At 73.7% G+C, this 24,796-nt stretch carries 19 protein-coding genes, 1 rRNA gene and 1 pseudogene; 7 read left to right on the top strand and 14 right to left on the bottom strand.

The features are described 5' to 3' along the window. Positions 1-35: 35 nt before the first annotated feature. Positions 36-1,685: a CTP synthase gene (pyrG, locus tag ABD269_RS18655; protein WP_425572919.1), complete on the bottom strand. Its 1,650-nt coding sequence runs from the start codon at positions 1,683-1,685 to the stop codon at positions 36-38. 437 nt (positions 1,686-2,122) lie between these two features. Here pyrG and ABD269_RS18650 point away from each other — a divergent pair, with 437 nt between their 5' ends. Next, positions 2,123-3,925, top strand: coding sequence for a glycoside hydrolase family 15 protein (locus ABD269_RS18650; RefSeq protein WP_301888433.1), 1,803 nt, complete (start codon positions 2,123-2,125; stop codon positions 3,923-3,925). Here ABD269_RS18650 and ABD269_RS18645 read toward each other — a convergent pair. Then, on the bottom strand, positions 3,922-5,229 hold the full coding sequence (locus ABD269_RS18645) for an MFS transporter (protein WP_344119195.1): 1,308 nt from the start codon (positions 5,227-5,229) through the stop codon (positions 3,922-3,924). The genes ABD269_RS18650 and ABD269_RS18645 overlap by 4 nt on opposite strands. 110 nt (positions 5,230-5,339) lie before the next feature. Here ABD269_RS18645 and ABD269_RS18640 point away from each other — a divergent pair, with 110 nt between their 5' ends. Beyond that, entirely contained in the window at positions 5,340-6,941 is a 1,602-nt protein-coding gene (locus tag ABD269_RS18640) for a PucR family transcriptional regulator (protein WP_344119193.1), read from the top strand. Between the two features lie 149 nt (positions 6,942-7,090). Here the strand turns inward: ABD269_RS18640 and ABD269_RS18635 are convergent, their stop codons facing one another. Next, complete coding sequence (locus tag ABD269_RS18635) at positions 7,091-8,224, bottom strand: glycosyltransferase family 4 protein (protein WP_344119191.1); 1,134 nt, start codon at positions 8,222-8,224, stop codon at positions 7,091-7,093. 412 nt (positions 8,225-8,636) lie between these two features. Beyond that, entirely contained in the window at positions 8,637-10,391 is a 1,755-nt protein-coding gene (gene recN / locus ABD269_RS18630; RefSeq protein ID WP_344119189.1) for a DNA repair protein RecN, read from the bottom strand. A gap of 120 nt (positions 10,392-10,511) precedes the next feature. Between recN and ABD269_RS18625 the strand changes: the two genes are divergently transcribed. Next, a complete protein-coding gene (locus tag ABD269_RS18625) occupies positions 10,512-11,960 on the top strand; it encodes a S41 family peptidase (protein WP_344119187.1) in 1,449 nt (482 codons plus the stop codon). A gap of 99 nt (positions 11,961-12,059) precedes the next feature. Here the strand turns inward: ABD269_RS18625 and ABD269_RS18620 are convergent, their stop codons facing one another. The 3 genes from ABD269_RS18620 to ABD269_RS18610 are packed head-to-tail and all read right to left on the bottom strand — an operon-like array spanning position 12,060 to position 14,123. Further along, positions 12,060-13,031: an NAD kinase gene (locus ABD269_RS18620; protein WP_344119186.1), complete on the bottom strand. Its 972-nt coding sequence runs from the start codon at positions 13,029-13,031 to the stop codon at positions 12,060-12,062. Further along, positions 13,028-13,843, bottom strand: a complete 816-nt coding sequence (locus tag ABD269_RS18615) for a TlyA family RNA methyltransferase (protein WP_344119215.1) — start codon at positions 13,841-13,843, stop codon at positions 13,028-13,030. The genes ABD269_RS18620 and ABD269_RS18615 overlap by 4 nt, the downstream gene beginning before the upstream one ends. A 13-nt stretch (positions 13,844-13,856) precedes the next feature. After that, positions 13,857-14,123 carry a hypothetical protein gene (locus ABD269_RS18610; RefSeq protein ID WP_116211042.1) on the bottom strand — a complete coding sequence of 89 codons (267 nt, stop codon included), beginning with the start codon at positions 14,121-14,123 and terminating at the stop codon, positions 13,857-13,859. Positions 14,124-14,191: 68 nt separating this feature from the next. On the opposite strand from ABD269_RS18610, the gene ABD269_RS18605 reads away from it, so the two are divergent. After that, positions 14,192-14,539: a sterol-binding protein gene (locus tag ABD269_RS18605; protein ID WP_344119185.1), complete on the top strand. Its 348-nt coding sequence runs from the start codon at positions 14,192-14,194 to the stop codon at positions 14,537-14,539. Here the strand turns inward: ABD269_RS18605 and ABD269_RS18600 are convergent. The 3 genes from ABD269_RS18600 to ABD269_RS18590 are packed head-to-tail and all read right to left on the bottom strand — an operon-like array spanning position 14,487 to position 17,559. Continuing rightward, the gene (locus tag ABD269_RS18600) at positions 14,487-15,500 is read right to left on the bottom strand and encodes an ABC transporter ATP-binding protein (protein ID WP_425572917.1); all 1,014 of its coding nucleotides are present in this window, start codon (positions 15,498-15,500) and stop codon (positions 14,487-14,489) included. The genes ABD269_RS18605 and ABD269_RS18600 overlap by 53 nt on opposite strands. Continuing rightward, on the bottom strand, positions 15,461-16,507 hold the full coding sequence (locus tag ABD269_RS18595) for a FecCD family ABC transporter permease (RefSeq protein ID WP_344119184.1): 1,047 nt from the start codon (positions 16,505-16,507) through the stop codon (positions 15,461-15,463). The genes ABD269_RS18600 and ABD269_RS18595 overlap by 40 nt, the downstream gene beginning before the upstream one ends. A gap of 2 nt (positions 16,508-16,509) precedes the next feature. Beyond that, positions 16,510-17,559 carry a FecCD family ABC transporter permease gene (locus tag ABD269_RS18590; RefSeq protein WP_344119183.1) on the bottom strand — a complete coding sequence of 350 codons (1,050 nt, stop codon included), beginning with the start codon at positions 17,557-17,559 and terminating at the stop codon, positions 16,510-16,512. Positions 17,560-17,622: 63 nt separating this feature from the next. On the opposite strand from ABD269_RS18590, the gene ABD269_RS18585 reads away from it, so the two are divergent. Next, positions 17,623-18,654 carry an ABC transporter substrate-binding protein gene (locus ABD269_RS18585; RefSeq protein ID WP_344119182.1) on the top strand — a complete coding sequence of 344 codons (1,032 nt, stop codon included), beginning with the start codon at positions 17,623-17,625 and terminating at the stop codon, positions 18,652-18,654. Between the two features lie 79 nt (positions 18,655-18,733). After that, complete coding sequence (locus ABD269_RS18580; RefSeq protein WP_301888413.1) at positions 18,734-19,579, top strand: siderophore-interacting protein; 846 nt, start codon at positions 18,734-18,736, stop codon at positions 19,577-19,579. Positions 19,580-19,641: 62 nt separating this feature from the next. Here ABD269_RS18580 and ABD269_RS18575 read toward each other — a convergent pair whose 3' ends face one another. Further along, positions 19,642-20,670, bottom strand: a complete 1,029-nt coding sequence (locus ABD269_RS18575) for an HAD-IIA family hydrolase (RefSeq protein ID WP_344119181.1) — start codon at positions 20,668-20,670, stop codon at positions 19,642-19,644. 75 nt (positions 20,671-20,745) lie between these two features. Between ABD269_RS18575 and ABD269_RS18570 the strand changes: the two genes are divergently transcribed. Then, the gene (locus ABD269_RS18570; protein ID WP_301888409.1) at positions 20,746-22,035 is read left to right on the top strand and encodes a DUF1015 domain-containing protein; all 1,290 of its coding nucleotides are present in this window, start codon (positions 20,746-20,748) and stop codon (positions 22,033-22,035) included. Between the two features lie 80 nt (positions 22,036-22,115). Here the strand turns inward: ABD269_RS18570 and ABD269_RS18565 are convergent, their stop codons facing one another. The 3 genes and pseudogenes from ABD269_RS18565 to rrf form a co-directional block, all read right to left on the bottom strand. Then, the gene (locus ABD269_RS18565; RefSeq protein WP_344119211.1) at positions 22,116-22,982 is read right to left on the bottom strand and encodes a tetratricopeptide repeat protein; all 867 of its coding nucleotides are present in this window, start codon (positions 22,980-22,982) and stop codon (positions 22,116-22,118) included. A 99-nt stretch (positions 22,983-23,081) separates the two neighbouring features. Then, a pseudogene (locus ABD269_RS18560) lies at positions 23,082-24,383 on the bottom strand (hypothetical protein); the annotation flags it as partial. Positions 24,384-24,524: 141 nt separating this feature from the next. Next, a 5S ribosomal RNA gene (gene rrf / locus ABD269_RS18555) occupies positions 24,525-24,641 on the bottom strand. Positions 24,642-24,796 lie beyond the last annotated feature (155 nt).

Here is a 24,796-nt window from a genome sequence, read left to right as displayed (position 1 = left end):
GCCCGGCAGGCCCCTCACCCCGGCAACCGTATAGGTCAGCCCTGCTTGCGCTCGACGGCCGCCTTCACCAGGCCCGCGAAGAGCGGGTGCGGGCGGGTCGGGCGGGAGCGCAGCTCCGGGTGCGCCTGGGTGGCGACCAGGTAGGGGTGCACGTCGCGCGGGTACTCGACGTACTCGACGAGCTTGTTGTCGGGGGACGTGCCCGAGAAGACCAGGCCGGCCTTCTCCAGCTCACCGCGGTAGGAGTTGTTGACCTCGTAGCGGTGGCGGTGGCGCTCCTCGACGTAGGGCTCGTCCGCGTAGACCTCGCGGACGATGGAGCCCTCGGCGAGCTTCGCCGGGTACATGCCCAGTCGCATGGTGCCGCCCATGTCGCCCTCGCCGGCGACGATGTCCAGCTGCTCGGCCATGGTGGAGATCACCGGGTTGGCGGTGGCCGGGTCGAACTCGGTGGAGTTCGCGCCCTCGATGCCCGCGAGGTTGCGCGCGGCCTCGATGACCACGCACTGCAGGCCCAGGCACAGGCCCAGCAGCGGGATCTTGTTCTCGCGGGCGTAGGTGATCGCGCCGACCTTGCCGTTCACACCGCGGTCGCCGAAGCCGCCCGGGATGCAGATCGCGTCGACGTCGCCGAGCTGCTTCTGCGCGCCGGCCGGGGTCTTGCAGTCGTCGGAGGCGACCCACTTGACCTTGACCTTGGCACGGTTGGCGAAGCCGCCGGCGCGGATCGCCTCGGTGACCGAGAGGTAGGCGTCGGGCAGGTCGATGTACTTGCCCACCAGCGCGACGGTGACCTCGTGCGAGGGGTTGTGGACGCGGTCCAGCAGGTCCTCCCACTGGGTCCAGTTCACGTCGCGGAAGGGCAGGTCCAGCTTGCGGACGACATAGGCGTCCAGGCCCTCGGTGTGCAGCACCTTGGGGATGTCGTAGATCGACGGGGCGTCGATCGCGGCGACCACGGCGGCCTCGTCGACGTCGCACATCAGCGAGATCTTGCGCTTGATCGCGGCCGGCACCTCGCGGTCGGCGCGCAGCACGATCGCGTCGGGCTGGATGCCGATGTTGCGCAGGGCGGCGACGGAGTGCTGGGTCGGCTTGGTCTTCAGCTCGCCGGAGGGGCCGATGTAGGGCAGCAGCGAGATGTGCACGACGAAGACGTTGTCGCGGCCGACCTCGTGGCGGACCTGACGGACCGTCTCCAGGAACGGCAGCGACTCGATGTCGCCGACGGTGCCGCCGACCTCGGTGATGACGACGTCGACGTCGTCGGTCGCCATGCGCCGGATGCGGTGCTTGATCTCGTTGGTGATGTGCGGGATGACCTGCACGGTGTCGCCCAGGTACTCGCCGCGCCGCTCCTTGGCGATCACGGTGGAGTAGACCTGGCCGGTGGTGACGTTGGCGGACCCGTCGAGGTCCACGTCGAGGAAGCGCTCGTAGTGGCCGATGTCCAGGTCGGTCTCGGCTCCGTCGTTGGTGACGAAGACCTCACCGTGCTGGAACGGGTTCATCGTGCCCGGGTCGACGTTGAGGTACGGGTCGAGCTTCTGCATCGTGACCCGCAGCCCCCGCGCCTTGAGCAGCGCGCCCAGGCTGGAGGCGGTCAGACCCTTGCCGAGCGAGGAGGCGACACCCCCCGTGACGAAGAGGTGCTTGGTCGTCGTGGGCTTTGCGGCAATGGCCAAAGGGGGGCTCCCGTGGTCGCGAGGTGAGGTGCGTATCGGCGATCACCCGGTTTGATTCGGGGGTGCCGTCGCTGCGGTTGGGGGGTCTTGCGCCCACCGGTCCACGGGGTACCAGGGTATCAGCGCCCCGGCCCGTACGCGTCCGGTGACGCGTGGACCCCCTCCCCGGGGCCGCTCCGAGTGCCTTCCCGGAGCGCTCCCGCACCCGCTCCCGGGCCCGCTCCGGCACCGCTGTCCCAGGCCACCCGTTCGGCTCAGATTCGTCCCCCGACCGTCGCGCGTCACACCAACTCCGCGTCGTATCCTGCACGGACACATGCAGCGAGCCGGCCGGCACGGCACCACCCACGCCTCTCTCCGGAACAAGAGCTCGTCTAAAGATCGCTTGACCGCAAGAGGACCCTTCGGGGTCACGTGGCCGTTCGACTGGAGATGACGTGGCCGGGCGTATCGAGGATTACGCACTCATCGGTGACATGCAGACCGCCGCCCTGGTCTGCCGGGACGGCACGGCCGACTGGCTGTGCCTCCCGCGCTTCGACTCGCACGCCGTGTTCGCCGGCCTGCTCGGCACGGAGGAACACGGCTTCTGGCGGGTCGGCCCGGCGCACCCCTCGGGGGCGGCGCCGCCGCGGGCCGACCGCCGCCGGTACCGGGGGGACTCCCTCGTGCTCGAATCCGAGTGGGACACCCCGCGCGGCACCGTGCGGGTGATCGACTTCATGCCCCCGCGCGACGGGGCACCGCAGCTGATCAGGATCGTGGAGGGCGTCAGCGGCCGGGTGCCGATGCGCTCGGCGCTGCGGATGCGCTTCTCCTACGGCCGCGTCGTGCCGTGGGTGCACAAGGTCGGCGACCGCACGGTGGCCGTGGCCGGGCCCGACTCGGTGTGGCTGGACACCACCGCCGACACTTTCGGCAAGGACCTCACGACGTACTCCGACTTCACCGTCGCCCCCGGCGAGCGGGTCGCGCTGACCATCAGCTGGCAGCCCTCGCACCACGACGCCCCGGCGCTGCCCGACCCGGAGGGGTCGCTGGTGGCCACGGAGGAGTTCTGGCGGGAGTGGGTCGAGCACTGTACGTACCACGGCCCCTACCGGGACGCCGTCGTCCGCTCGCTGATCACGCTCAAGGCGCTCACCTACGCGCCGACCGGCGGCATCGTCGCGGCGCCGACCACCTCGCTGCCCGAGGACATCGGCGGCTCCCGGAACTGGGACTACCGCTTCACCTGGCTGCGGGACGCGGCGATCACCCTCTCCTCGCTGCTGCGCACCGGCTACCGCGAGGAGGCCCGCGCCTGGCGCGAGTGGCTGCTGCGCGCGGTCGCGGGCGACCCCGAGAACCTGCAGATCATGTACGGCATCGCCGGCGAGCGCGAGCTGGGCGAGGCCGAGCTGTCCTGGCTGCCGGGCTACGAGAACTCCCGGCCCGTACGGATCGGCAACGGCGCGGCCGACCAGCTCCAGCTCGACGTCTACGGCGAGGTCACCGAGGCGCTGCACCTCGCGCACATGACGGGCCTCGCGCGCAACGACTACGCGAGCCTGCTCCAGCTGCGGCTGATCGGCTATCTCGAGGACCACTGGAACGAGCCGGACGAGGGCATCTGGGAGGTGCGCGGCCCGCGCCGGCACTTCGTGCACTCCAAGGTGATGGCCTGGGTGGCGGTGGACCGCACCATCAAGCTCATCGAGGCCGGTGACGTGGACGGCCCGCTGGAGCGGTGGCGCGAGCTGCGCGAGGACATCCACCGGGACGTCTGCGAGAAGGGGTACGACAAGGAGCGCAACACCTTCACCCAGTCCTACGGGTCGAAGGAGCTGGACGCCTCCCTGCTGCTGATCCCGCAGATGGGCTTCCTGCCGCCCGACGACAAGCGCGTCATCGGCACCATCGAGGCGATCCAGCGGGAGCTGTCCACCCCGGACGGCTTCGTCCTGCGCTACCCCACGGCCGGGGACGAGTGCGGCGTGGACGGGCTGGAGGGCGACGAAGGGGCGTTCCTGGCCTGCTCGTTCTGGCTCGCCGACGACCTCGCGATGATCGGCCGGGTCGACGAGGCACGGCAGCTGTTCGAAAAGCTGCTCTCGCTCCGCAACGACCTGGGGCTGCTCGCGGAGGAGTGGGACCCGCGCCTCCAGCGGCAGGTCGGCAACTTCCCGCAGGCGTTCAGCCACGTGCCGCTGATCGACACGGCGCTGCGGCTCACCGCGTCCAGCGCCTTCGGGGGTTAGTGCCGCTCCGGTTTCCGGAGGGCGAAGTACAGCGCGGCGGCGCTGACGGGGAGGACCAGCACGGCTGCGGCGGCGTTGAGGCCGCCGTAGCCCGCGGCGGCCACCAGCCCGCCGGAGAGCGCCCCGCCCGCCGCGCCGACGAGGTTCATCAGGGTGTCGGAGAGCCCCTGGACCTCCGCCCGGTGCCCGGCGTCCACGGACTCGCTGAGCAGCGTGGACCCGGCGACGGTCGCACAGGACCAGCCGATGCCCAGGAGCAGCAGCCCGGCCGTGACCGCCCACCGGCGGCTGCCCGCGGTGCCCGCGAGCAGGGTCGCGGCGACGTAGACCACCTGCCCGAGCAGGATCACCGGCACCCGGCCGATCCGGTCCGTCAGCCGTCCCACCAGCGGTGACAGCCCGTACATCCCGGCGATGTGCAGGCTGACGGTGAAGCCCACGACGCTCAGCGAGGCGCCGTGGTGCGCCAGGTGGATGGGCGTCATCGTCATCACGGACACCATCACGGCATGCCCGAGGACCAGCGCCGTCAGCCCGGTCAGCGCCGAGGGTGAAGCCGACACATGACGCAGGGCTCCGCTCATTCGGGTACGGAAACGGGCCCGTGCGACGGCGTCCCCGGAGGTCTCCGCGGCGTTCCGGGCGGCCAGCAGCAGGGGGTCGGGGCGCAGCCGCAGGTGGACGATCGCCGCGCCCGTGCAGAAGGCCACGAGGGAGAAGACGAAGGGGCCCGCCGCGTCGGGCACCCCCAGCACGCGGGCGAGCGCGGCGCCGGGACCGCTGAGGTTGGGGCCGAGGACGCTGCCGACGGTGGTGGACCAGACGACCAGCGACAGCGCGCGGGCCCGGGAGCGCGGCGCGGCGAGGTCGGTGGCCGCGTAGCGGGACTGGAGGTTGGACGCGGTGCCGGCGCCGATGAGCAGCATCCCGAGCAGCACCAGGGGCGGCAGGTCCGCGCCCGCCGCCAGCAGCACGGTCAGCGCCCCGGCGGCGGCGACCAGCCAGCCGGTGCCGAGCCCGGCACGGCGCCCGCGGGCCCGGGAGAGTGTGGCCAGGGGCACGGACAGCAGGGCGGCGCCGAGGGTCGTCAGGGTGGTGCCGAGGCCCGCGACGGCCTCGGAGCCGGTGAGGTGCTCGATCAGGATCCCCCCGGAGGAGATCATCGAGCCGATCCCGACCCCGGCGGCGACCTGCGCCGACATCAGGACCCTGACGGTGTGCCGCTGGACGGCGACAGGGTCGGCCGCCTCGGATATGCCGGGTATGTCGGCGGAGTCCGACGCGGACTCGGGGGCTGCGGTCATGCGCGACAGCGTAGGGGCGGCCCGCGCGCCCCGGCACCGGCCCGTACGGGGTCCGCCCGCGGCCGGTGACGGTGGTCCGCGCGGGGGTGGGCCGAGTAGCGTTCCCGGTCATGGAACCGCAAGGCCCGCAAGGGACGATCACCGTGGCGCGGGCGCTGGACCTGCCCGCCCTGCGCAAGGGCCTGCCCGAGGTGCTGGCCGCGGGCGACCGGCTCGACCGCCCGGTGCGCTGGGTGCACGCGGGCGAGGCCCCGCACATCGCCACCCTCCTCAAGGGCGGCGAGCTGCTGCTGACGACCGGTCTCGGCCTGGGCAGCCGGCCCGCGGAACAGCGCGGCTTCGTCCGGGGGCTGGCCGAGCGGGACATCGCGGCGCTGGTGGTGGAGCTGGGCGCGCGGTTCGCGACGCTGCCCGCGGCGGTCGTGGACACGGCCCGCTCGTACGGGCTGCCGCTGGTCCAGCTGCACCGGGAGGTGCCGTTCGTCGCGGTGACCGAGGAGATCCACACCGAGCTGGTCAACGAGCACTACGCCCTGCTGCGGCGCGCCGAGGAGGTCCACCGGCAGTGCACGGAGGTGCTGCTGGGCGGCGGCGGGGTGCCCGAGGTGCTGCGGCTGTTCGCGGGCTTCACCGGCAACCCCGCCTTCCTCCAGACGCCGGACGGGCGGCTGCTGTACGCGGCGGGGCCCGCGGGCCGGGCGGGCGCCGCCGATCCGCTCCAGGTGTGGGAAGGGCTGCGGGACGCAGGGCTCGCGGGCGCGCTGACCACCGACATCCCCGGCCAGGGCCCCGGGCCCGGCGCGGTGCGGGCCCAGCTGACCGTACTGCCGGTGAACGCGCCGCTGGCGCCCGTGCACCGCATCGCCGCTGACCGTACGGCCGGGCTGCTGGCCGTCGTCCTGCTCCAGGCCCGGCAGGAGGAGGAGCTGGCGGCGCGCGGCCGCGGCGACTTCCTCTCCGGCCTCGCCGACGGCCGCGTCGACCCGGCGGACGCCCCGGCCCAGGCCCGGGTGCTGGGCTTCCGGCCGGGCCCCGGCCCGCTGCTGCCGATGGTGCTGCGGCTCTCCAGCGACCTGGTGCCGCCCGACAGCTGGGCCGCGCTGGTGTGCGCGGTGCAGGAGGAGCTGGCCGCGGTGGGCGCGCCGGTGCTGCTTGGCGTACGGCTGCCGGAGGGCCGGATACCGCTGCTGGTGGGGCTGCGGGACGACGCGGAACGCCCCGCCGTCGCGGACCGGGTGGCCGCGGCGCTGCGGGCCGGGGCGGAGCGGGCGGGCCTGCGGCTGCCCGTGGTCGTGGCGGGCGCGCCGACCGGGTGGGAGGCGGTGGGGGCGGCCCTGCGGCACGCCGCGGAGGCGGCGACCGCGGCCCGCGGCCTGCCGGACCGGACCTGGCACGACGTCCGGCAGCTGGACGTGGACGTGCTGCTGTGGCGGCTGCGCTCCCAGGGCGATCTGGCGGCGTTCGTCGACCGGGTGATCGGCCCGCTGATCGCCCACGACCGCACGTCACGCCCGGCGCTGCTGCCGACGCTGGAGACGTACCTCGCCCACGCGGGCCGCAAGGCGGAGACGGCGCGCGAGCTCCACCTCAACCGCCAGACGCTCTACGACCGCCTGGCCCGCATCGCACGCCTCCTGGGCACGGACCTGGAGGACCCGCAGACGGCACTCTCCCTGAACCTGGCCCTACGCGCACGCCGCCACGTGGGCTAGGTCTTTTTCCCGAAACTGGGGGCAAGCCCCCCAATCCCCAGGGTGCGCAAATCCAGCCCGTCCGGCGATTGAGGACGCGGCCGCAGGCCGCCCCCGCCGCAGGAGGCAACGGGCCCGCACTCATCGGGGAAAAGCGGCCGCAGGCCCGGCTAGCGAACCCGCCGGCTCAGCTCGTCGTACACGCTCAGCACGTGCGCCACCGTGTCGTCCTCCGACGGCCACGTCGCCGCCTGCTCCCGCCCCGCCGCCGAGAGCTCCGCCCGCCGGACCGGATCGGCGAGGAGCCGGCTCACCGCGGCGGCCAGCGCGGCGGCGTCGCCGTACGGGACGAGCTCGGCCGCCTCGCCGACCAGGTCCGGTACGCCGCCGACCGCGGTCGCCACCAGGGGGACGCCCGCGTGCAGTGCCTCCTGCGCGAGCACGGAGCGGGCCTCCCACCGGCTGGAGAGGATCGCCACGTCGGCCGTCGCCAGCAGGTCGGGTACGTCGTCGCGGTGCCCCACGAGGCGGACGGGCAGGCCCTCTGTCTCGATCCTGCGCTGGAGCAGGGGCCGTTCGCGGCCCTCGCCGGCCATGATGAGGAGGGGCTCCGGGTCGAGTTCGCGCCAGGCGCGGGCCGCGTCGAGGAGGGGTCCGTGGCCCTGGTCCGCCTCCAGCCGCCCGACGGTGACGAGCAAGGGCCGGGCGACGGCGCCGAGTTCGGCCCGCGCCTTGTGCCGCGCGGGTTCGTCGTCCTCGGGGGCGGGGCGCGGTGCGGGCACCCCGACGGGGGCCAGCCGGGCGTCCCGCGCGCCGCGCAGCCGCGCCCGGTCGACGAGTTCCGAGGTCACCCCGAGCACGACGGCCGCGGCGCGGGCCGCCTGCCGCTCCATCAGCCGGACGAACTGGGCGCGCGCGCCTGCCGCGCGCGCCCTCGTGTGCCACGTGACGACCAGGGGCGTACGCCGCCCCCGCAGCGCGAGCGCCGCGAGTACCCCCGACCGCAGGCCGTGGGCGTGGACCACGTCCGCGCCCGTGCTCGCGGCCCGGATGCCGGCGACGGCCAGGGCGTCAGGCCCGGTGCGCAGCGGCGCGAAGGAGGCACCGCCGACGGCCCCGGCGCCCGTGAAGCCGTACCCCTCGCCCGTGCGCCGCGGCGCGCACACCGTCACCCGCAGCCCGCGCGCGACCAGCCCGGCGGCCAGCGACCGCACGTGCGGTCCGCTGCCGGAACCGCCGCCGCCCAGCACTTGCACGGCGTGCAGGGGTGGGCGCCCGTGCGGCGAGGCGGGTGTGCTGCTCACGCGGGTGAAGCTCCTGATTCGGCGTCGGGCGAGGGCGGACGGCGCTGCGGTGCCGCGCCCAGGATGCCAGCCCCGGCCGACATCCCGGCACCACCGTCTCGCGGGTTGGCCGCCTTACCTCGCCCACATATCCGCGGATTCACTCACATAGGTGATTCTTGGCGCCCAAGTCCCCACGAGGGCGGGTGGCGTGCCGAGGTGGGGTTACCGCCTGCGGCGGGCTTTGTTCCCCAGCCCCGCCCCTTCCCGAAACTGGGGCTCTGCCCCAGACCCCGGAGCACGCTTCGCGCGCTGTCCTCAATCGCCGGACGGGCTGATTTCAGCCCGTCCGGCGATTGAGGACGCGCCCGCAGGGCGCCACCGCCGCAGGCGGCAACGGACCCGCACCCGGGGGGCCGGGGGCACACGCCCCCTAAAGCCCTCGCGCCGCCGCCAGCAACTCCTCCGCATGAGCCCGGGCCAGGTGAGAATCCTCCTGGCCCGCCAGCATGCGCGACAGCTCCCGCACCCGCGCCTCCCCCTCCATCGCCTGGACGCCGCTGCGGGTCACCGAGCCCTCGTGGGTCTTCTCGACCACCAGGTGGCGGTCGGCGAACGCGGCCACCTGGGGCAGGTGGGTGACGACCACGACCTGCGCAGTCCGCGCGAGGCGGGCCAGGCGGCGGCCCACCTCGACGGCCGCCTTGCCGCCGACCCCGGCGTCGACCTCGTCGAAGAGGTACGTCGGCACGGGGTCGGAGCCCGCGAACACCACCTCGACGGCGAGCATGACGCGCGACAGTTCACCGCCGGAGGCGCCCTTGGCGATGGGGCGCGGCCGGGCGCCGGGGTGGGGGGCGAGGTAGAGCTCGACCTCGTCGGCGCCGTGCGGGCCGTAGGCGACGGCGCGCCCGCCGACCTCGATGCCGTGGTCGGCCTCCGGCTCCGCGACCTCGCTCTGGCCGATCTCGAAGGACACGCGCGCGTGCGGCATCGCCAGCGAGGCGAGCTCCTCGGTGACGGCCTCGGCGAACCGCTCGGCGGCCTCCGTCCGCGCGTCGGTCAGCGCCTGCGCGAGCTCGCCGAGTTCGGTGCGCAGCGCGTCCCGTTCGGCGGTCAGCTCGTCGATGCGGTCGTCGTCGCCCTCCAGCTCGCCGAGGCGGGCCGCGCCCGCCTCCGCCCAGGCGAGGACGCCCGCGATGTCCTCGCCGTACTTGCGCGTCAGGTGGGTCAGGTCCGCCCGCCGCTCCTCGACGGCCGCGAGCCGCCGCGGGTCCGCGTCCAGGTCGGAGGCGTAGCCCGCGAGCTCCCCCGCCACGTCGGAGAGCAGGATGCCGATCTCGCCGATCCGGTCGGCGAGGCCGGCCAGGGCCGGGTCGTGGGAGCGTACGGCCTCCACCGCCCGCTGGGCGCCCGCGACCAGGGTGGCCGCGTCGATGCCCTCGGGGTCCTCGGGGTTGCCCGCGAGGGCGGCGTGGGCGACGGTGGCGGCGGAGGCGAGGGCCTCTGCGTGGCCGAGGCGGGAGGCCTCGGCGGCCAGTTCGGTGTCCTCGCCGGGCAGCGGCTCGACGGCGGCGACCTCGTCCAGGCCGAAGCGCAGCAGGTCCGCCTCCTGGGCCCGCTCGCGGGCCCGCGTGGTCAGCTCGGCCAGCTCGGCGGCGACGGCCCGCAGCCTGCGGTAGGCACCGGCGTACTTGGCGAGCGGCACGGACACGGCGTCGCCCGCGTACCGGTCGAGGGCCTGCCGCTGCCGGGCGGGTCTGAGCAGCCCCTGCTGGTCGGTCTGCCCGTGCACGGCCACGAGGTCGTCGGCGAGCTCGGCGAGCAGCCCGACGGGCACGCTCCGGCCGCCCACATGGGCGCGCGAACGCCCCTCGGCGGAGAGGGTGCGGCTGATCAGCAGGGTGCCGTCGTCGAGTTCGGCGCCCGCTTCCTCCGCCCGGACGGCCGCGGGCGACCGGCGGTCGACGGTGATCCTCCCCTCGACCACGGCGCTCTTGGCGCCCGTCCGCACCAGCGCGGGGTCGGCCCGCCCGCCGAGCAGCAGACCGAGGCTGGTGACGACCATGGTCTTGCCCGCGCCGGTCTCGCCGGTCACCGCGGTGAAACCGGGCGACAGCTCGACCACCGCGTCATCGATGACGCCCAAGGACCGGATCCGCATCTCCTCCAACACGGGTACGACCATACGAGGTTCCGGGGCCCCCTCGCGACGGCCACCCCCGTCGGTCCCCCTGGGGACAGCCCCACCACCGGTCCGGGTGACTGCCCCATGGCCTCGGTGCCCCTTACCGAACAGGCTTGTCCCATGACGTCAGCCCGCATGACCGCCCGGTCCCGTACCCCCCGCGCGGCGGCGCTGCTCCTCGCCGCGGCCGTCGCCCTGACCACCGCCGCAGGCTCGGCGAGCGCGCTCGCCGACACCCCGGGCGGTACGGGTTCCCGCCCGGCCGCGCTCGACGGCACATGGCGCATGGACGGTTACGGCACGGTCGTCGCCGTGGACGACGGGGGCCGCCGGCTGCGGACGTACGAGACCACGGGCGTCGGCTGCCTGCCCGGCGAGCTCACCGCGACCCGTTCCGACGCCTCCGGCCCCTTCCGGCAGGAGGGCGAGGCGCCCCTCACGGTGACGCCGAAGGGCCGCGACCGGGCGGAGCTGGCGTTCGGCGACGACGTGGGCCACCGCACACTGCGGCGGATCGCCGCGCTGCCCGCGAACTGCCGCGGCGCGATCGCGCCGAGCCCGGACGCGGACCCGCGGAAGGTCTTCGACGCCTTCTGGCAGACGTACGCCGAGAACTACCCCTTCTTCGCCGCGCGGCACATCGACTGGAACGCCGTACGGGACCGCTACCGGCCCCGGATCACGGCCACCACCGGCAAGGACGAGCTGTTCTCCGTCCTGTCGGAGATGATCCGGCCGCTCCACGACGGGCACACCGGCCTGGTCGACCCGCAGCACCCCGAGGGCTACTTCAGCGGGCACCGCGAGGACACCGTCCTCCCCGACGAACAGGAGCGGAAGCGTATCGACCAAGCCGTCGCCGAAAGCGTCAGGGCCGCCGGCGGCAAGGACGAACGGTCCTGGGCGGGCGGGAAGATCACCTACGCCGGGCTGCCCGGCGGGATCGGCTTCCTCCGCGTCACCACATTCCAGGGCTACGCGAAGGGCAACACCTACGAGGCCGACGCGGCCACGCTCGGCAGGGCCCTCGACGAGGTCTTCACCACCGCCCGGACGAGCGGCCCGGACGCCCTGCGCGGCCTGGTCCTCGACCTGCGACTCAACGGCGGCGGCTCGGACCGCCTCGCGCTGGACGTGGCCGAGCGGCTGACCGGACGGCCGTACACGGCCTATCTCAAGCACGCGCGGAACGACGCCCACGACCCACGGAAGTTCACCCCCGCCGAGCCGATCGGAGCCCGCCCGCACGCGGGGCCCGTCTACACCGGCCCGCTGACCGTCCTCACCAGCCGGCTGACGATCAGCGCGGGCGAGACCCTCACCCAGGCGCTCCTCGCCCGCGACCCGAAGCCGGTGCTCATCGGCGAGAACACCCAGGGACTGTTCTCGGACCGCCTCGAACGGACGCTGCCGAACGGCTGGCAGTTCTGGCTCCCGAACGAGGAGTACTTGAGCGCGCGGGATCACCGCACGACGTACGACGGCACGGGCATCCCCGCGGACATCGCGACGCGCCCGGACGGGGCACTGAGCGTGGCCCTCGGCGTCCTCGATCGCCGGACGGGCTGAATTCAGCCCGTCCGGCGATCGAGGACGCGCCCGCAGGGCGCTCCGCCGCAGGCGGCACGGACCCGCACCCGGCAACGAACCCGCACCCACACAAGCCGATTAATGCGGCGCGCCCCGCCACCCGGCCACCGGCAGCGCGAACTTCGCCACCAGCCGGTCCGTGAACGACGCGTGGTGCAGCCGGGCCAGCCGGACCGGAACCGCTCCCCGCCGCACTTCCACCCGCGCGCCCGCAGGCAGTTCCACCGTGCGCCGCCCGTCGCACCACAGCACCCCGTTCGGCGTCTGCGGCTGCACCTCCACCGCGAGCACCGAGTCCGGCGCCGTGACCAGCGGCTTGGCGAAGAGGGCGTGCGCGCTGATGGGGACCATCAGCAGGGCCTCGACCTCCGGCCAGACCACCGGGCCGCCCGCCGAGAACGCGTAGGCGGTCGAGCCGGTGGGGGTCGCGCAGACGACGCCGTCGCCGCCGAAGCGGGACACCGGGCGGCCGTCGACCTCGGTGACGACCTCCAGCAGGCGCTCCCGCGCGGCCTTCTCCACGGACGCCTCGTTCAGCGCCCAGTCGGTGTGCACGATGTGACCGTCGGTGCGGACGAGCACGTCGAGGGTCATCCGCTCCTCGACCTCGTATTCCCGGGTCACCACCCGGTCCACGACCTTGTCGAGGTCGTCGCGCTCGGCCTCGGCGAGGAAGCCGACCCGGCCGAGGTTGACGCCCAGCATCGGCACCCCGGAGCGCCGGGCGAATTCCGCGCCCCGCAGCAGCGTGCCGTCACCGCCGAGGACGATCAGCAGCTCGCACCCCTCCAGGACGTCGGGCCGGTCCGGCCCCGCCTCGACGAGTTCGGCCGAGGGCGGCAGCGGCAGGTCGGCGGCCTCCTCGGCCAGCACGCGCACCCCGATGCCGCAGCGCAGCAGTCCTTGGACGACGAGTTCGGCGCTGCGGATGGCCGCTGGGCGGCCGGTGTGGGCGAGCAGGAAGACCCGACGGCCCCCGGCCGTCGTCTCCCCCTCGGCCGCCGCCCGGGTCTGTGCCGATGTTGCTGATGTTGCTTCTGAAGTGGTCAACGGGGCCCCTCCGCCACTGCACGGTCAACGTCCGCCGGGTCCAGTTCAGGCGCTCCGGCGCGCAGCCACAGAAAGTACTCGACGTTGCCCGAGGGCCCGGGCAGCGGGCTGGCCGTCACGCCCAGCACCCCGAGCCCGAGCGCGGCCGCCTGGCCCGCGACCGTACGGACCGCGTCGGCCCGCAGCTGGGTGCTGCGCACCACGCCGCCGCTGCCGAGCCGCTCCTTGCCGACCTCGAACTGCGGCTTGACCATGAGGACGAGGTCCGCGTCGGGGGCGGCGCAGCGCACGAGCGCGGGCAGCACGAGGCCGAGCGGGATGAAGGACAGGTCGCCGACGACGATGTCGGCGGGCTTGCCGTCGATCTGCTCCAGCGTCAGCTCACGGACGTTGGTGCGGTCCTTCACGGTGACCCGCTCGTCGCTCTGCAGCGACCAGGCGAGCTGTCCGTAGCCGACGTCGACGGCGACGACGTGGGCGGCGCCCGCGCGCAGCAGGACGTCGGTGAAGCCGCCGGTGGAGGCGCCCGCGTCGAGCGCGCGGCGGCCCTCGACCCGCAGCCCGTGGGGGACGAAGGCGGCGAGGGCGCCCGCGAGCTTGTGGCCGCCGCGGGAGACGTAGTCCGGGTCGTTCTCGTCGTCGGTGACGACGACGGCGGCGCTGATCTCCACCTGTGTGGCCGCCTTGGTCGCGGTCGCGCCGCCGACGGTCACCCGGCCCGCCGCGATCAGCTGGCTCGCGTGCTCGCGGGAGCGGGCGAGTTTCCGGCGCACCAGCTCGGCGTCGAGTCGGCTGCGTCGCGGGCGGGTCACTGCCACGGGTGGTTCAGCTCCTGTTGTCGTACGAAGCGGGCGCGCCGGAGGGCGCCGTCGGCCCGGGGTGCCGGTCGAGCGCGGTGAGCGCGTCGCGCAGGCCCCGGTGTACATCCTCGTACACCTCCAGGTGACCGCTCGCGGCGAGGTGGTCGGCGTCGGCCAGCCGGACGAGCAGGCCGTCCACCGCGGGGTCGCCGGTGGGGGCGCGGTCGACGCCGAGCGGCAGGGGCCCGGCCTCCCGCTCGTCCTGCGGTGCGCCGGTCATCGGGTCGGTCATGCCTTTGACGCTACCCCGTCCCGGCGCCTGTGCGGCGTACGCGATCGGCTGGGGTAGCGTCCCTCCTCATGGCGACCATCGAGGAGTGCCGGGAGGCACTCGACCGGCTGGCGGAGAATCTCGCGGGGGCGAGCGGTGACCTGCGGGACGCCGCCGCGCCCGACCGCTCGCTCAGCTGCCACCTCTCCGACCTCGACGTCACCTTCACGGGCCACCTGGCGGGCGGCCACATCCAGGACGTGCGGACGGTGCCGGGCACCCCCGAGCGGCGGGCGGAGATCGCCCTGACGATGTCGGGCGACGATCTGGTGGCCCTGGTGCACGGCCGGCTCGGCTTCGCGAAGGCGTGGGCCTCGGGCCGGGTCAGGGTGCAGGCGAGCCTGCGGGACGTGCTGCGGCTGCGGTCCCTGCTGTAGCGCCGGCGGGCGTCCGCCGGCGCCGGGCGGCGGGGACGACCAGGGGGGTGCCGGTCTCGGGGTCGTCTATGACCTGGCACCGCAGCCCGAACACCTGCTCCACCAGCTCGGCCGTGACCACCTCCCCCGGCTTGCCCTCGGCGACGACCCGCCCGTCGCGCATGGCGATGAGGTGGGTGGCGTAGCGGGCGGCGTGGTTGAGGTCGTGGAGGACGGCGACGAGGGTGCGGCCCTGCTCCTCGTGCAGCTGGGCGCACAGGTCGAGCACGTCGATCTGGTGCTGGATGTCGAGGTAGGTGGTCGGCTCGTCCAGGAGCAGCAGCGGGGTCTGCTGGGCGAGGGCCATGGCGATCCAGACGCGCTGGCGCTGCCCGCCGGACAGCTCGTCGACGTGCCGGTCGGCGAGGGCGTCGACGCCGGTCGCGGTCATCGACTCCACGACGATCCGCTCGTCCTCCCGCGACCACTGCCGCAGCAGCCCCTGGTGGGGGTAGCGGCCGCGGGCGACGAGGTCGGCGACGGTGATCCCGTCCGGGGCGACGGAGGACTGCGGGAGCAGTCCGAGCGTGCGGGCGACCTGCTTGGCGGGGTACGAGTCGATGGCCGCGCCGTCGAGGAGCACGGCTCCGGCGGCCGGCTTGAGCATGCGCGAGAGGGCGCGCAGGAGGGTCGACTTGCCGCAGGCGTTGGGGCCGACGATCACCGTGAAGGAGTGGTCGGGGACGGCGACGGAGAGGTTCTCCGCGATGACCCGCTGGTCGTAGGAGAGGGTGACGGACTCGGCGGTCAGCCGGCTCCCCCGGCTCTCTCCTGCCGCTTCGGCCGCCGGCCGCACGGCGGCCTCGCGTACGTCGCTCACGGTGGTCTCTCCTTGTTCGTTCGTCGTGTCCGGCGTGTCCCGCGTGTCCGGCATGTCCCGCGTCATATCCGGCCCGCCTTGCGCTCGGTGAAGAGCAGCCACAGCAGATAGCAGCCGCCGAGCATGCCGGTCACCGCGCCGACGGGCAGCTGGTCGGCGCCGAAGAGCCGCTGCGAGACCCAGTCCGCGGTGATGAGCAGGACGGCGCCCATGCACGCGGAGGCGGGCAGGTTGGGGCCGGGCGCCCGGGTCAGCCGCCGGGCGAGCTGGGGTGCGGCGAGGGCGACGAAGCCGACGGGTCCGGCCGCGGCGGTCGCGGCGGCGGTCAGCAGGACGGCGGCGCCCATCACCACGATCCGTACGCGCTCGGCCCGCACGCCCAGCGCGTACGCCGCGTCGTCGCCCATCTCCAGCATCCGCAGGGCCCGGCCCCGGCCGATGACCACGGGGAAGAGCACGGCCGCCACGCACAGCAGGGGCCACACCTGGCCCCAGCCGCGGCCGTTGAGCGAGCCGACCATCCAGACCATCGAGCGGGTCGCGTCGACGAGGTCGGCCCGGGTCATCAGGTAGTCCCGGACGCCGGTGAGCACGGCGGCCGCGCCGATGCCCACGAGGACGAGGCGGTAGCCGTGGACGCCCTTCTTCCACGCGAGCAGGTAGACGGCGATGCCGGTGACGATCCCGCCGGCCACGGCCCCGGCCGCGACGGCGAACGGGTCGCCGTGGAAGAGGATGATGACGACGAGCGCCCCGGCCGCCGAGCCCTGGCCGAAGCCGATCACGTCCGGGCTGCCCAGCGGGTTGCGGGAGACCGACTGGAAGACCGCGCCCGCCAGCCCGAGGCTGGCGCCGACGAGCAGTCCGACCAGGACGCGCGGCAGCCGCAGGTCCTGGACGATGAACTCCTGCGCGGGCGTGCCGCCGCCGGTGAGGGTCCGTACGACCTCGGCCGGGGACATCGGGAAGTCGCCGGTGCCGATGAGGGCGACGGCGGCGGCCGCGGCGAGGGCCAGCAGGGCCACGACGACGAGGACGGCCCGCGTGTCCACGCGCAGCGAGAGCCCGCCGCGGGTGCGGACCACCTTGGGCCTGGGGGGTGAGGACACACTCACTGCTGGACCACCCTCCGGCGGCGTACGAGGTGGATGAAGACGGGCCCGCCGATCACCGCCGTCACGATGCCGACCTGGAGCTCGCCGGGCCGGGTGACGACCCGTCCGAGCACGTCGGCGCCGAGCAGCAGCACGGGCGCGAGGACGGCCGCGTACGGCAGGATCCAGCGCAGGTCGGGGCCGGTGAGGGCGCGCACGAGGTGCGGGACGATCAGGCCGACGAAGACGATCGGTCCGCAGGCGGCGGTCGCCGCGCCGCACAGCAGCGTGACGGCGGCCATGGCGAGGACGCGGGTGAGCGTGGGCCGGGAGCCGAGCGCGAGGGCGGTGTCGTCGCCGAGCGCCATGGCGTTGAGTGGCCGGGCGAGCGCGAGGGCGAGGACGACGCCGAGGAGGACGAAGGGCGCGATCCGGCCGACGGTCCCCATGTCGGCGGAGGCGAGCGAGCCGACCGTCCAGAAGCGCATCCGGTCGAGCGCGGCGGAGTCCATGAGCTGGACGGAGTAGACGTAGCCGTACAGCGCGTACGTCACGGCCGTGCCCGCGAGCGCGAGGCGCACCGGGGTGGCGCTGCGGCTGCCGCCGAGGAAGTGGACGGCCACGGCGACGACGGCCGCGCCGAGGAAGGCGAACCACATATAGCCGCTGATCGTGCCGATGCCCAGGAAGCTGATGGCGGAGACGACGGCGGCCGCGGCACCGGCGTTGACGCCGAGGATGCCGGGTTCTGCGAGGGGGTTGCGGGTGAGCGCCTGCATCACCGCGCCCGCGAGTCCGAGCGCGGCGCCGACCAGGATGCCCAGGAGGGTGCGGGGCAGGCGCACTTCACGGACGACCACGGCGTCGGACCCGGACGCGGAGTGGAAGAGCGCGTCCCACACCTGGTCGAGGGGGATCTGTTTGGCGCCGATGGCGATGCTCGCGACGGCGACCAGGAGCAGGGCTCCCAGCGCGGCGAACAGCCCTGCCGCACGGGCCGCGTTCCGGCCGGACGGCGCGGACGGGGGCGGTGCCGCCGGGGATTCGGGGAGACTGTCGACCAACACCAGGTTAGGTTAGCCTACCCTGACAACGCCCCTTCGACCGAGTACCGAGAGAAGCGCATCCCCATGAGCACCCCCCGCATCCCAGGCATCACCAACCTGTCCCGCCGTGGCCTTCTGACGGCGGGTGGCGCGCTCGGCGCCGGCGCCCTCCTGACCGCCTGCGGGGGCGGGAAATCCTCCGGCGGCTCCGACTCCGGCTCCTCGGGCGGCTCCTGGGCCTTCAAGGACGACCGCGGCGAGACCGCCAAGGCGGGCAGGACCCCGAAGAAGGTCGTCGCCTTCACCGGCTCCGCGGCCGCCCTCCACGACTTCGGCTTCGACTGCGCGGGCGTCTTCGGCCCCACCAAGCTCAAGGACGGCAAGCCCGACCCGCAGGCCGGCGACCTCGACGTCGGGAAGGTGACGATCCTCGGCAACGCCTGGGGCGAATTCAACGTCGAGAAGTACGCCGCCATGGGACCCGAGCTGCTCGTCACCAACATGATCCAGGGCGAGGAACTCTGGTACGTCCCCGACGACAGCAAGAAGAAGATCCTCGGCCTCGCCCCGAGCGTCGGCATCAGCACCTCCAAGAAGTCGCTCACCGACGTCATCGGGCGCTACGCGGAACTCGCGAAGTCGCTCGGCGCCGACCTGCAGGCGAAGCAGGTCACCGACGCCAAGCAGCGCTTCGAGAAGGCGTCCGAGACCCTGCGCAAGGCCGCCCGCGACCACAAGGGCCTCAAGGTCCTCGCCGCCTCCGGCTCCGCCGACATGCTCTACGTCTCCGACCCCGCCGTCTACGCCGACCTCACCTACTTCAAGCAGCTCGGCATCGAACTCGTCGTCCCCGACAAGGTCACCGGCGGCTTCTTCGAGAGCCTCAGCTGGGAGAACGCCGGCAAGTACCCCGCCGACCTGATCCTCCTCGACAACCGCACCGCCACCCTCCAGCCCAAGGACCTCGCCGCCAAGCCCACCTGGGCGGACCTGCCCGCGGTCAAGGCCGGCCAGATCACCCCCTGGCTCAGCGAACCGCGCTACTCCTACGCCGGATGCGCACCGCTCGTCGAGAGCCTCGCCGCCGCGGTCGACAAGGCCAAGAAGGTCGCCTGACGGCTCCTCACGTCAGCTGCGACCACCTCCGGTCGCGCCCGTCGCGCCCGCCGCGTCAGCCGAAAGGACCACGCCCCGCATGACCGCCACCACCGCCCCCACCGCCGTCCCGTACCGCTTCTTCGACCTGCACGTCCTGCGGACGGTACGGGTCAGCCCCGCCATGATCCGCGTGACCTTCGGCGGGGACGGCCTCGGCGCAGCCGTCAGCGGCGGCCGCGACCAGCGCTTCAAGCTGTTCCTGCCGCAGCCCGGCCAGGACGCGCCCGTACTCCCCGAGAACCTCGGCGAGGGCTGGTTCGCGGAATGGCGCACCCAGGACCCGGCCGTACGCGCCGTCATGCGCTCGTACACCGTCCGCGAGCTGCGCGACGACCCCGCCGAGCTCGACGTCGACTTCGCCGTCCACGGCGACGCGAACGGCCACGGCGGCCCGGCCACCAACTGGGCACAGGCCGCCCGCCCCGGCGACCGCGTCGCCGTCCTCGGCCCCGTCGTCGAGGACAACGGCGGCGTCGACTTCCAGCCGCCGGCCGGCACCGACTGGATCCTCGTCACCGCCGACGAGACCGCCCTCCCCGCCGTCGCCGGCATCCTCGCCTGGCTGCCCGAGGGCACCCGGGCGAAGGTCTGGATCGAGGTGCCGCACGCGGACGACGTCCAGGACCTGCCGACCGCCGCCTCCGCGGACATCACCTGGCTGGTACGGGGCGCCGGCCACGCGACCCCGCTGCTCGACGCGGTGCGCGCGGCCGAACTGCCCACCGGCACCCCCTACGCCTGGATCGCCGGCGAATCCGGCACGGTCCGCGCCGTCCGCCGCCACCTGGTCGGCGAGCGCGGCCTCGACCGCCGCGCGGTCACCTTCACGGGCTACTGGCGCCGGGGCGCGTCGGAGGAGGACCTGCTGGCGGAGCTGGCGTGAGACGAACGGCGCAGGAGCCATGGGGCTCCTGCGCCGTTCGTCGCGACCGGGCGGACCCGGCGCTAGAACCCCAGACGCGCCAGCGCCTTCCCCGCGTCCAGCCCGCACTCACCGGATCCGGCCGCCGACCAGGCGGCACCGCACAGCGCCCGCAGACCGTCGACCGGCTCCCCCGACCCCGTCAGGACGAGCTCCCCATCGGCCACCGCGGCCGTCCAGCCACCACACCGGAACCCCCCGTCGACCGCGTCGACGCCGGGCTGCGCCACGAGCAGCCCCCGCAGGTCCTCCGCCACATACGTCGGCCGGTGCTCCGGCGGCGCGGCGAGCAGCTGGGCCGCCGTGGTCACACCGGTCAGCACGAGCAGCGAGTCCACGCCGCCGACGTGCGCCCCCTCGATGTCCGTGTCCAGCCGGTCGCCGACGACCAGCGGCCGCTCCGCGCCCGTACGCAGCACCGTCTCGCGGTGCATCGGCGGCAGCGGCTTCCCCGCCACCTGCGGCTCGGCGCCCGTCGCTATCCGTACGACCTGCACGGCCGCGCCGTTGCCGGGCGCGATGCCCCGCGCGCTGGGGATCGTCAGATCCGTGTTGGAGGCGAACCACGGCACGCCCCGCGCCACCGCGTACGACGCCTCCGCCAGCCGCGACCACGGCATGTCGGGGCCGCCGTAGCCCTGCGCCACCGCGGCCGGGTCGTCGTCCGCCGAGTCCACGGGCACCAGCCCGCGCTCCTCCAGCGCGACCCGCAGACCCTCCGCGCCGATCACCAACACCCTTGACCCAGCGGGGATCTGATCGGCAATCAGCCGTGCCACAGCCTGCGCCGAGGTGATCACGTCGGAAGGCTCCGCGGGCACGCCGAGGTGCGTCAGGTGCGCGGCGACCGTCTGCGGCGTACGGGCGGCGTTGTTCGTCACATAGGCGAGGTGCATCCCCCCGTCCCGCGCCGTCCCCAGCGACTCGACGGCGTACGCGATGGCCTCGCCGCCCGCGTACACCACGCCGTCGAGGTCCAGCAGCGCCGTGTCGTAGGCCGCGCAGAGCGGCTCGCGGCTGCCGTCGGGCCGGATCCGGGCGGTCTGGTTCATCGTGCACTCACTCCTTGTGCTGTACGTCTCTTCCCCGATCATTGCTCATCCGGCCATGAGACATAACATTTCCCAATGAGCACTCCAGGCCGAACAGGGGATAGAAGGCAGGGTCTCGAACTCGCGCCATTCCGAGGGCTGCGCTATGTCCCCGAGCGGGTCGGCAGCCTCGCCGCCGTGACTTCACCACCGTACGACGTCGTCGTGCGGCCCGACGGCCTGCGCCACCTGGAGACCGCGGATCCGCACAACATCGTCCGGCTCATCCTCCCGCAGGCCGCCACGGCCGCGGACCGGCACCGGCAGGCGGCCCAGACGCTGCGCCTCTGGCAGGACGAGCGGATCCTCGCGGCCGACCCCGAGCCCGCGCTCTACGTCTACGAGCAGCGGGGCGACGGCATACTGCAGCGCGGCCTCATCGGGGCCCTGCGCCTCAGTCCGCGCGAGGAGGGCGTCGTGCTCCCCCACGAGGACGTGATGCCGCACATCATCGAGGACCGGGCGGCCCTGATGCGCGGCACGGGCGCCAATCTGGAGCCGCTGCTCTTCTCCTACCGCGGCGACGACAGCGACGGCGGCGCGGCGGGCGTCATCGACCGGGTGACCCGCTCCGCGCCCCTGCTGTCCACCACCACCGACGACGGCTACGCCCACCGGCTGTGGTCCGTCACCGACCCGGCCGAGCTGAGCACGATCGGCGCCGACCTGTCCCGGCAGCAGGCCCTCATCGCCGACGGCCACCACCGCTGGGCCACCTACCTCCGGCTGCGCGCCGAGCAACCCGCCGACAGCCCCTGGGACTTCGGCCTGGTCCTCCTCGTCGACACCGCCCGCTACCCCCTGCGCGTACGGGCCATCCACCGCCTGCTGCACCGCCTGCCGATCGCGGAGGCACTCGCGGCCGTCGGCGGCGCCTTCCGCGTGCGGACGCTCGAAGGCTCCCTGCCGGAGGCCCTGGACACGCTCGCCGAGGCGACCGGCAAGGACGGCAACGCCTTCGTGCTCGCCGGCGACGGCCGCTTCCACCTCCTCGACAGCCCCGACCCCGCCCTCCTCGCGCGTACGGTCCCCACCGACCGCCCGGAGGCGTGGCGCACGCTCGACGCGACGGTTCTGCACTCGGTCCTGCTGGAACACATCTGGCACGTTCCGGACGACCCCGAGCACATCGGCTACATCCACGAGACGGCCGCCGCGGTCAAGCAGGCCGAACGGCACGGCGGCACGGCGGTCCTGATGCACCCGGTGTGCGAGGACGTCGTACGGGAACTGGCCGAGCAGGGCGTCACCATGCCCCGCAAGTCCACCTCCTTCGGCCCCAAACCGGCCACGGGACTGGTCCTCCGCAGCCTCGCCCTGAACTGAACCCGGCGCCGCGAACGCCGAAGGGCGGAACCCCCGGTGGGGGTTCCGCCCTTTTGCGCTGTGCGTCGGCGCGGCAGCGATCAGCTCTTGTCGTCGGACGCCTTGTCCTCGACCGGCTTGACCTCGGCCTCGGCCTCGGCTGCCTTCTCCTCGGCGGGCTCGGCGGCCTCGGTGGGCTGCTCGGGCATGACGGGCTCCACGAACTGCGGGGCCGCCGCCGGGGTTTCGGCCGGGGTCTCGACGGGCTGCGGGGCGTCCGTGACCTCGTCCGCCACGGCGGTGTCGGCCTCGGCCGTGCCGGCCGGGGTCTCGTCGTCCTCGTCCGCCTCGACCATGGCGTCCGTGAACTCGACGCCGTCCAGCTCCGCGAGACGGTCGGAGGCGTCCGTCATGCCGCCCTGGTCGGCCTCGAGGGCCTTGGCGAACCACTCGCGCGCCTCGTCCTGGCGGCCGACGGCGAGCAGCGCGTCGGCGTAGGCGTAGCGCAGGCGGGCCGTCCACGGCTGGATCGAGCTCGACGCGAGCTCGGGGCTCTGCAGGGTCACGACCGCCGCGTCCGCCTGGCCCATGTCCTTGCGGGCACCGGCGGCGACGAGCCGCATCTCGACCTGGCCGGCCTTGTCCAGCTTGTGCACCTCGGGCTCACCGGCCATGGCCAGCGCGCGCTCCGGGCGGCCCATGCCGCGCTCGCAGTCCGCCATCACGGGCCACAGCTCGACGGAACCGGTCATCCGGCGCGCGGCGCGGAACTCGGCCAGCGCCTCGGTGTACCTGCCCGTGGCGTACGCGGCGAAGCCGGCGGCCTCCCGCACGGCGGCGACGCGGGACGCGAGGCGCAGGGCGATCCGGGAGTAGGCGTAGGCCTGCTCGGCGTCCTCGTCCAGCAGGTTCGCCACCATGACGAGGTTGCGCGCGACCTCCTCGGCAAGACCCTTCGGCAGGCTCATGAGCTCCTGCTTGACGTCCTTGTCGATCTCGTCGCCGGTCACGTCGTCGGGGATCGGCAGACGCTTCACGGGCTCGCGGTCGCGGTCCCGGTCGTCGCGCCGGTCGTCGCGGCCACCGCGGTAACCACCGGAGCGCTCGTCGCGCCCGCCACGGTAGCCGCCGCCACCCTGCCGGTCGTCACGACGCCCGTAGCCGCCACCGCTCGGGCGACCACCACGGTCATCACGGCCACCGCGGTAACCACCGCGGTCGTCGTCGCGGCGGGGGCCACGGTCGTCATCACGGCGCGGGGCGCGGTCATCACGACGGAACGACGGACGGTCGCTGCCACCACGGTCGTCGCGGCGGAAGGAGGGGCGGTCGTCACGACGCTCGTCGCGACGGAAACCACCGCGGTCGTCATCGCGACGGGGGCCACGGTCGTCATCACGACGCGGCGCACGGTCATCACGACGGAACGACGGACGGTCATTGCCGCCACGGTCGTCACGACGGAAACCACCACGGTCGTCATCGCGGCGCGGCGCACGGTCGTCGCGGCGGAAGGAGGGGCGGTCGTCACGACGGTCATCGCGGCGGAAGCCACCGCGGTCGTCCTCGCGACGGGGACCACGGTCGTCATCACGACGCGGCGCACGGTCATCACGACGGAACGACGGACGGTCATCTCGACGCTCGTCACGACGGAAACCACCACGGTCATCGTCACGACGCGGGCCACGGTCGTCACGCCCACCGCGGAAGCCACCACGGTCGTCATCACGACGGGGAGCGCGGTCGTCGCGGCGGAAGGAGGGGCGGTCGTCACGACGCTCGTCACGACGGAAGCCACCGCGGTCGTCGTCGCGACGGGGACCACGGTCATCGTCACGGCGCGGCGCACGCTCGTCACGACGGAACGACGGACGGTCGCTGCCGCCACGGTCGTCACGGCCACCACGGAAACCGCCGCGCTCGTCGTCACGACGAGGGGCGCGGTCATCGCGACGGAAGGACGGACGGTCGTCGCGACGGGGGCCACGGTCGTCATCACGGCGCGGCGCACGGTCGTCACGCGGGAAAGAGGGGCGGTCGTCGCGGCGGAAGCCACCGCCGGCGGGACGTCCACCACGGTCGTCACGCCCACCGCGGAAGCCACCGCGGTCGTCGTCGCGACGGGGACCACGGTCATCGTCACGGCGCGGCGCACGGTCATCACGACGGAACGACGGACGGTCATTGCCGCCACGGTCGTCACGACGGAAACCACCGCCGGCGGGACGCCCACCGCGGTCGCCTTCACGGCGCGGACCGCCGCGTCGGTCGTCACCACGGTCGTCACGCCGGTGTGCCGGTCGGTCGTCGCGGCGGAAGCCGCCCCGGTCGCCGCCCGATCGATCGTCGGGAGAGTTGGTGGACATCGACGTGACTCCTGTCTTCGGGTACCGCAGTCATTCTCGCGCACCCAACTGACAGGCGCGCTTCGACAAAATACAAGGCAAAATACAAAAAGGACCCTTGGTCCCAGCGTGAACGCTGGGACCAAGGGTCCTTGAAAGATTGTTCGGCGGCGTCCTACTCTCCCACACGGTCCCCCATGCAGTACCATCGGCGCTGAAAGGCTTAGCTTCCGGGTTCGGAATGTAACCGGGCGTTTCCCTAACGCTATGACCACCGAAACCCTATCGGGTTCTAGCGAACAAGCACACTCTTCAATTAAGAGATACATACTGGTTCAACCGGTGCGACTGTTCGCAACCCGGGAACCACACAGTGGACGCGAGCAACTGAGGACAAGCCCTCGGCCTATTAGTACCAGTCAGCTCCAACCGTT

It is taken from the genome of Streptomyces blastmyceticus, assembly GCF_039521185.1.
Lineage (GTDB): Bacteria > Actinomycetota > Actinomycetes > Streptomycetales > Streptomycetaceae > Streptomyces > Streptomyces blastmyceticus.
This window is presented reverse-complemented; position numbering and strand designations above follow the sequence as displayed.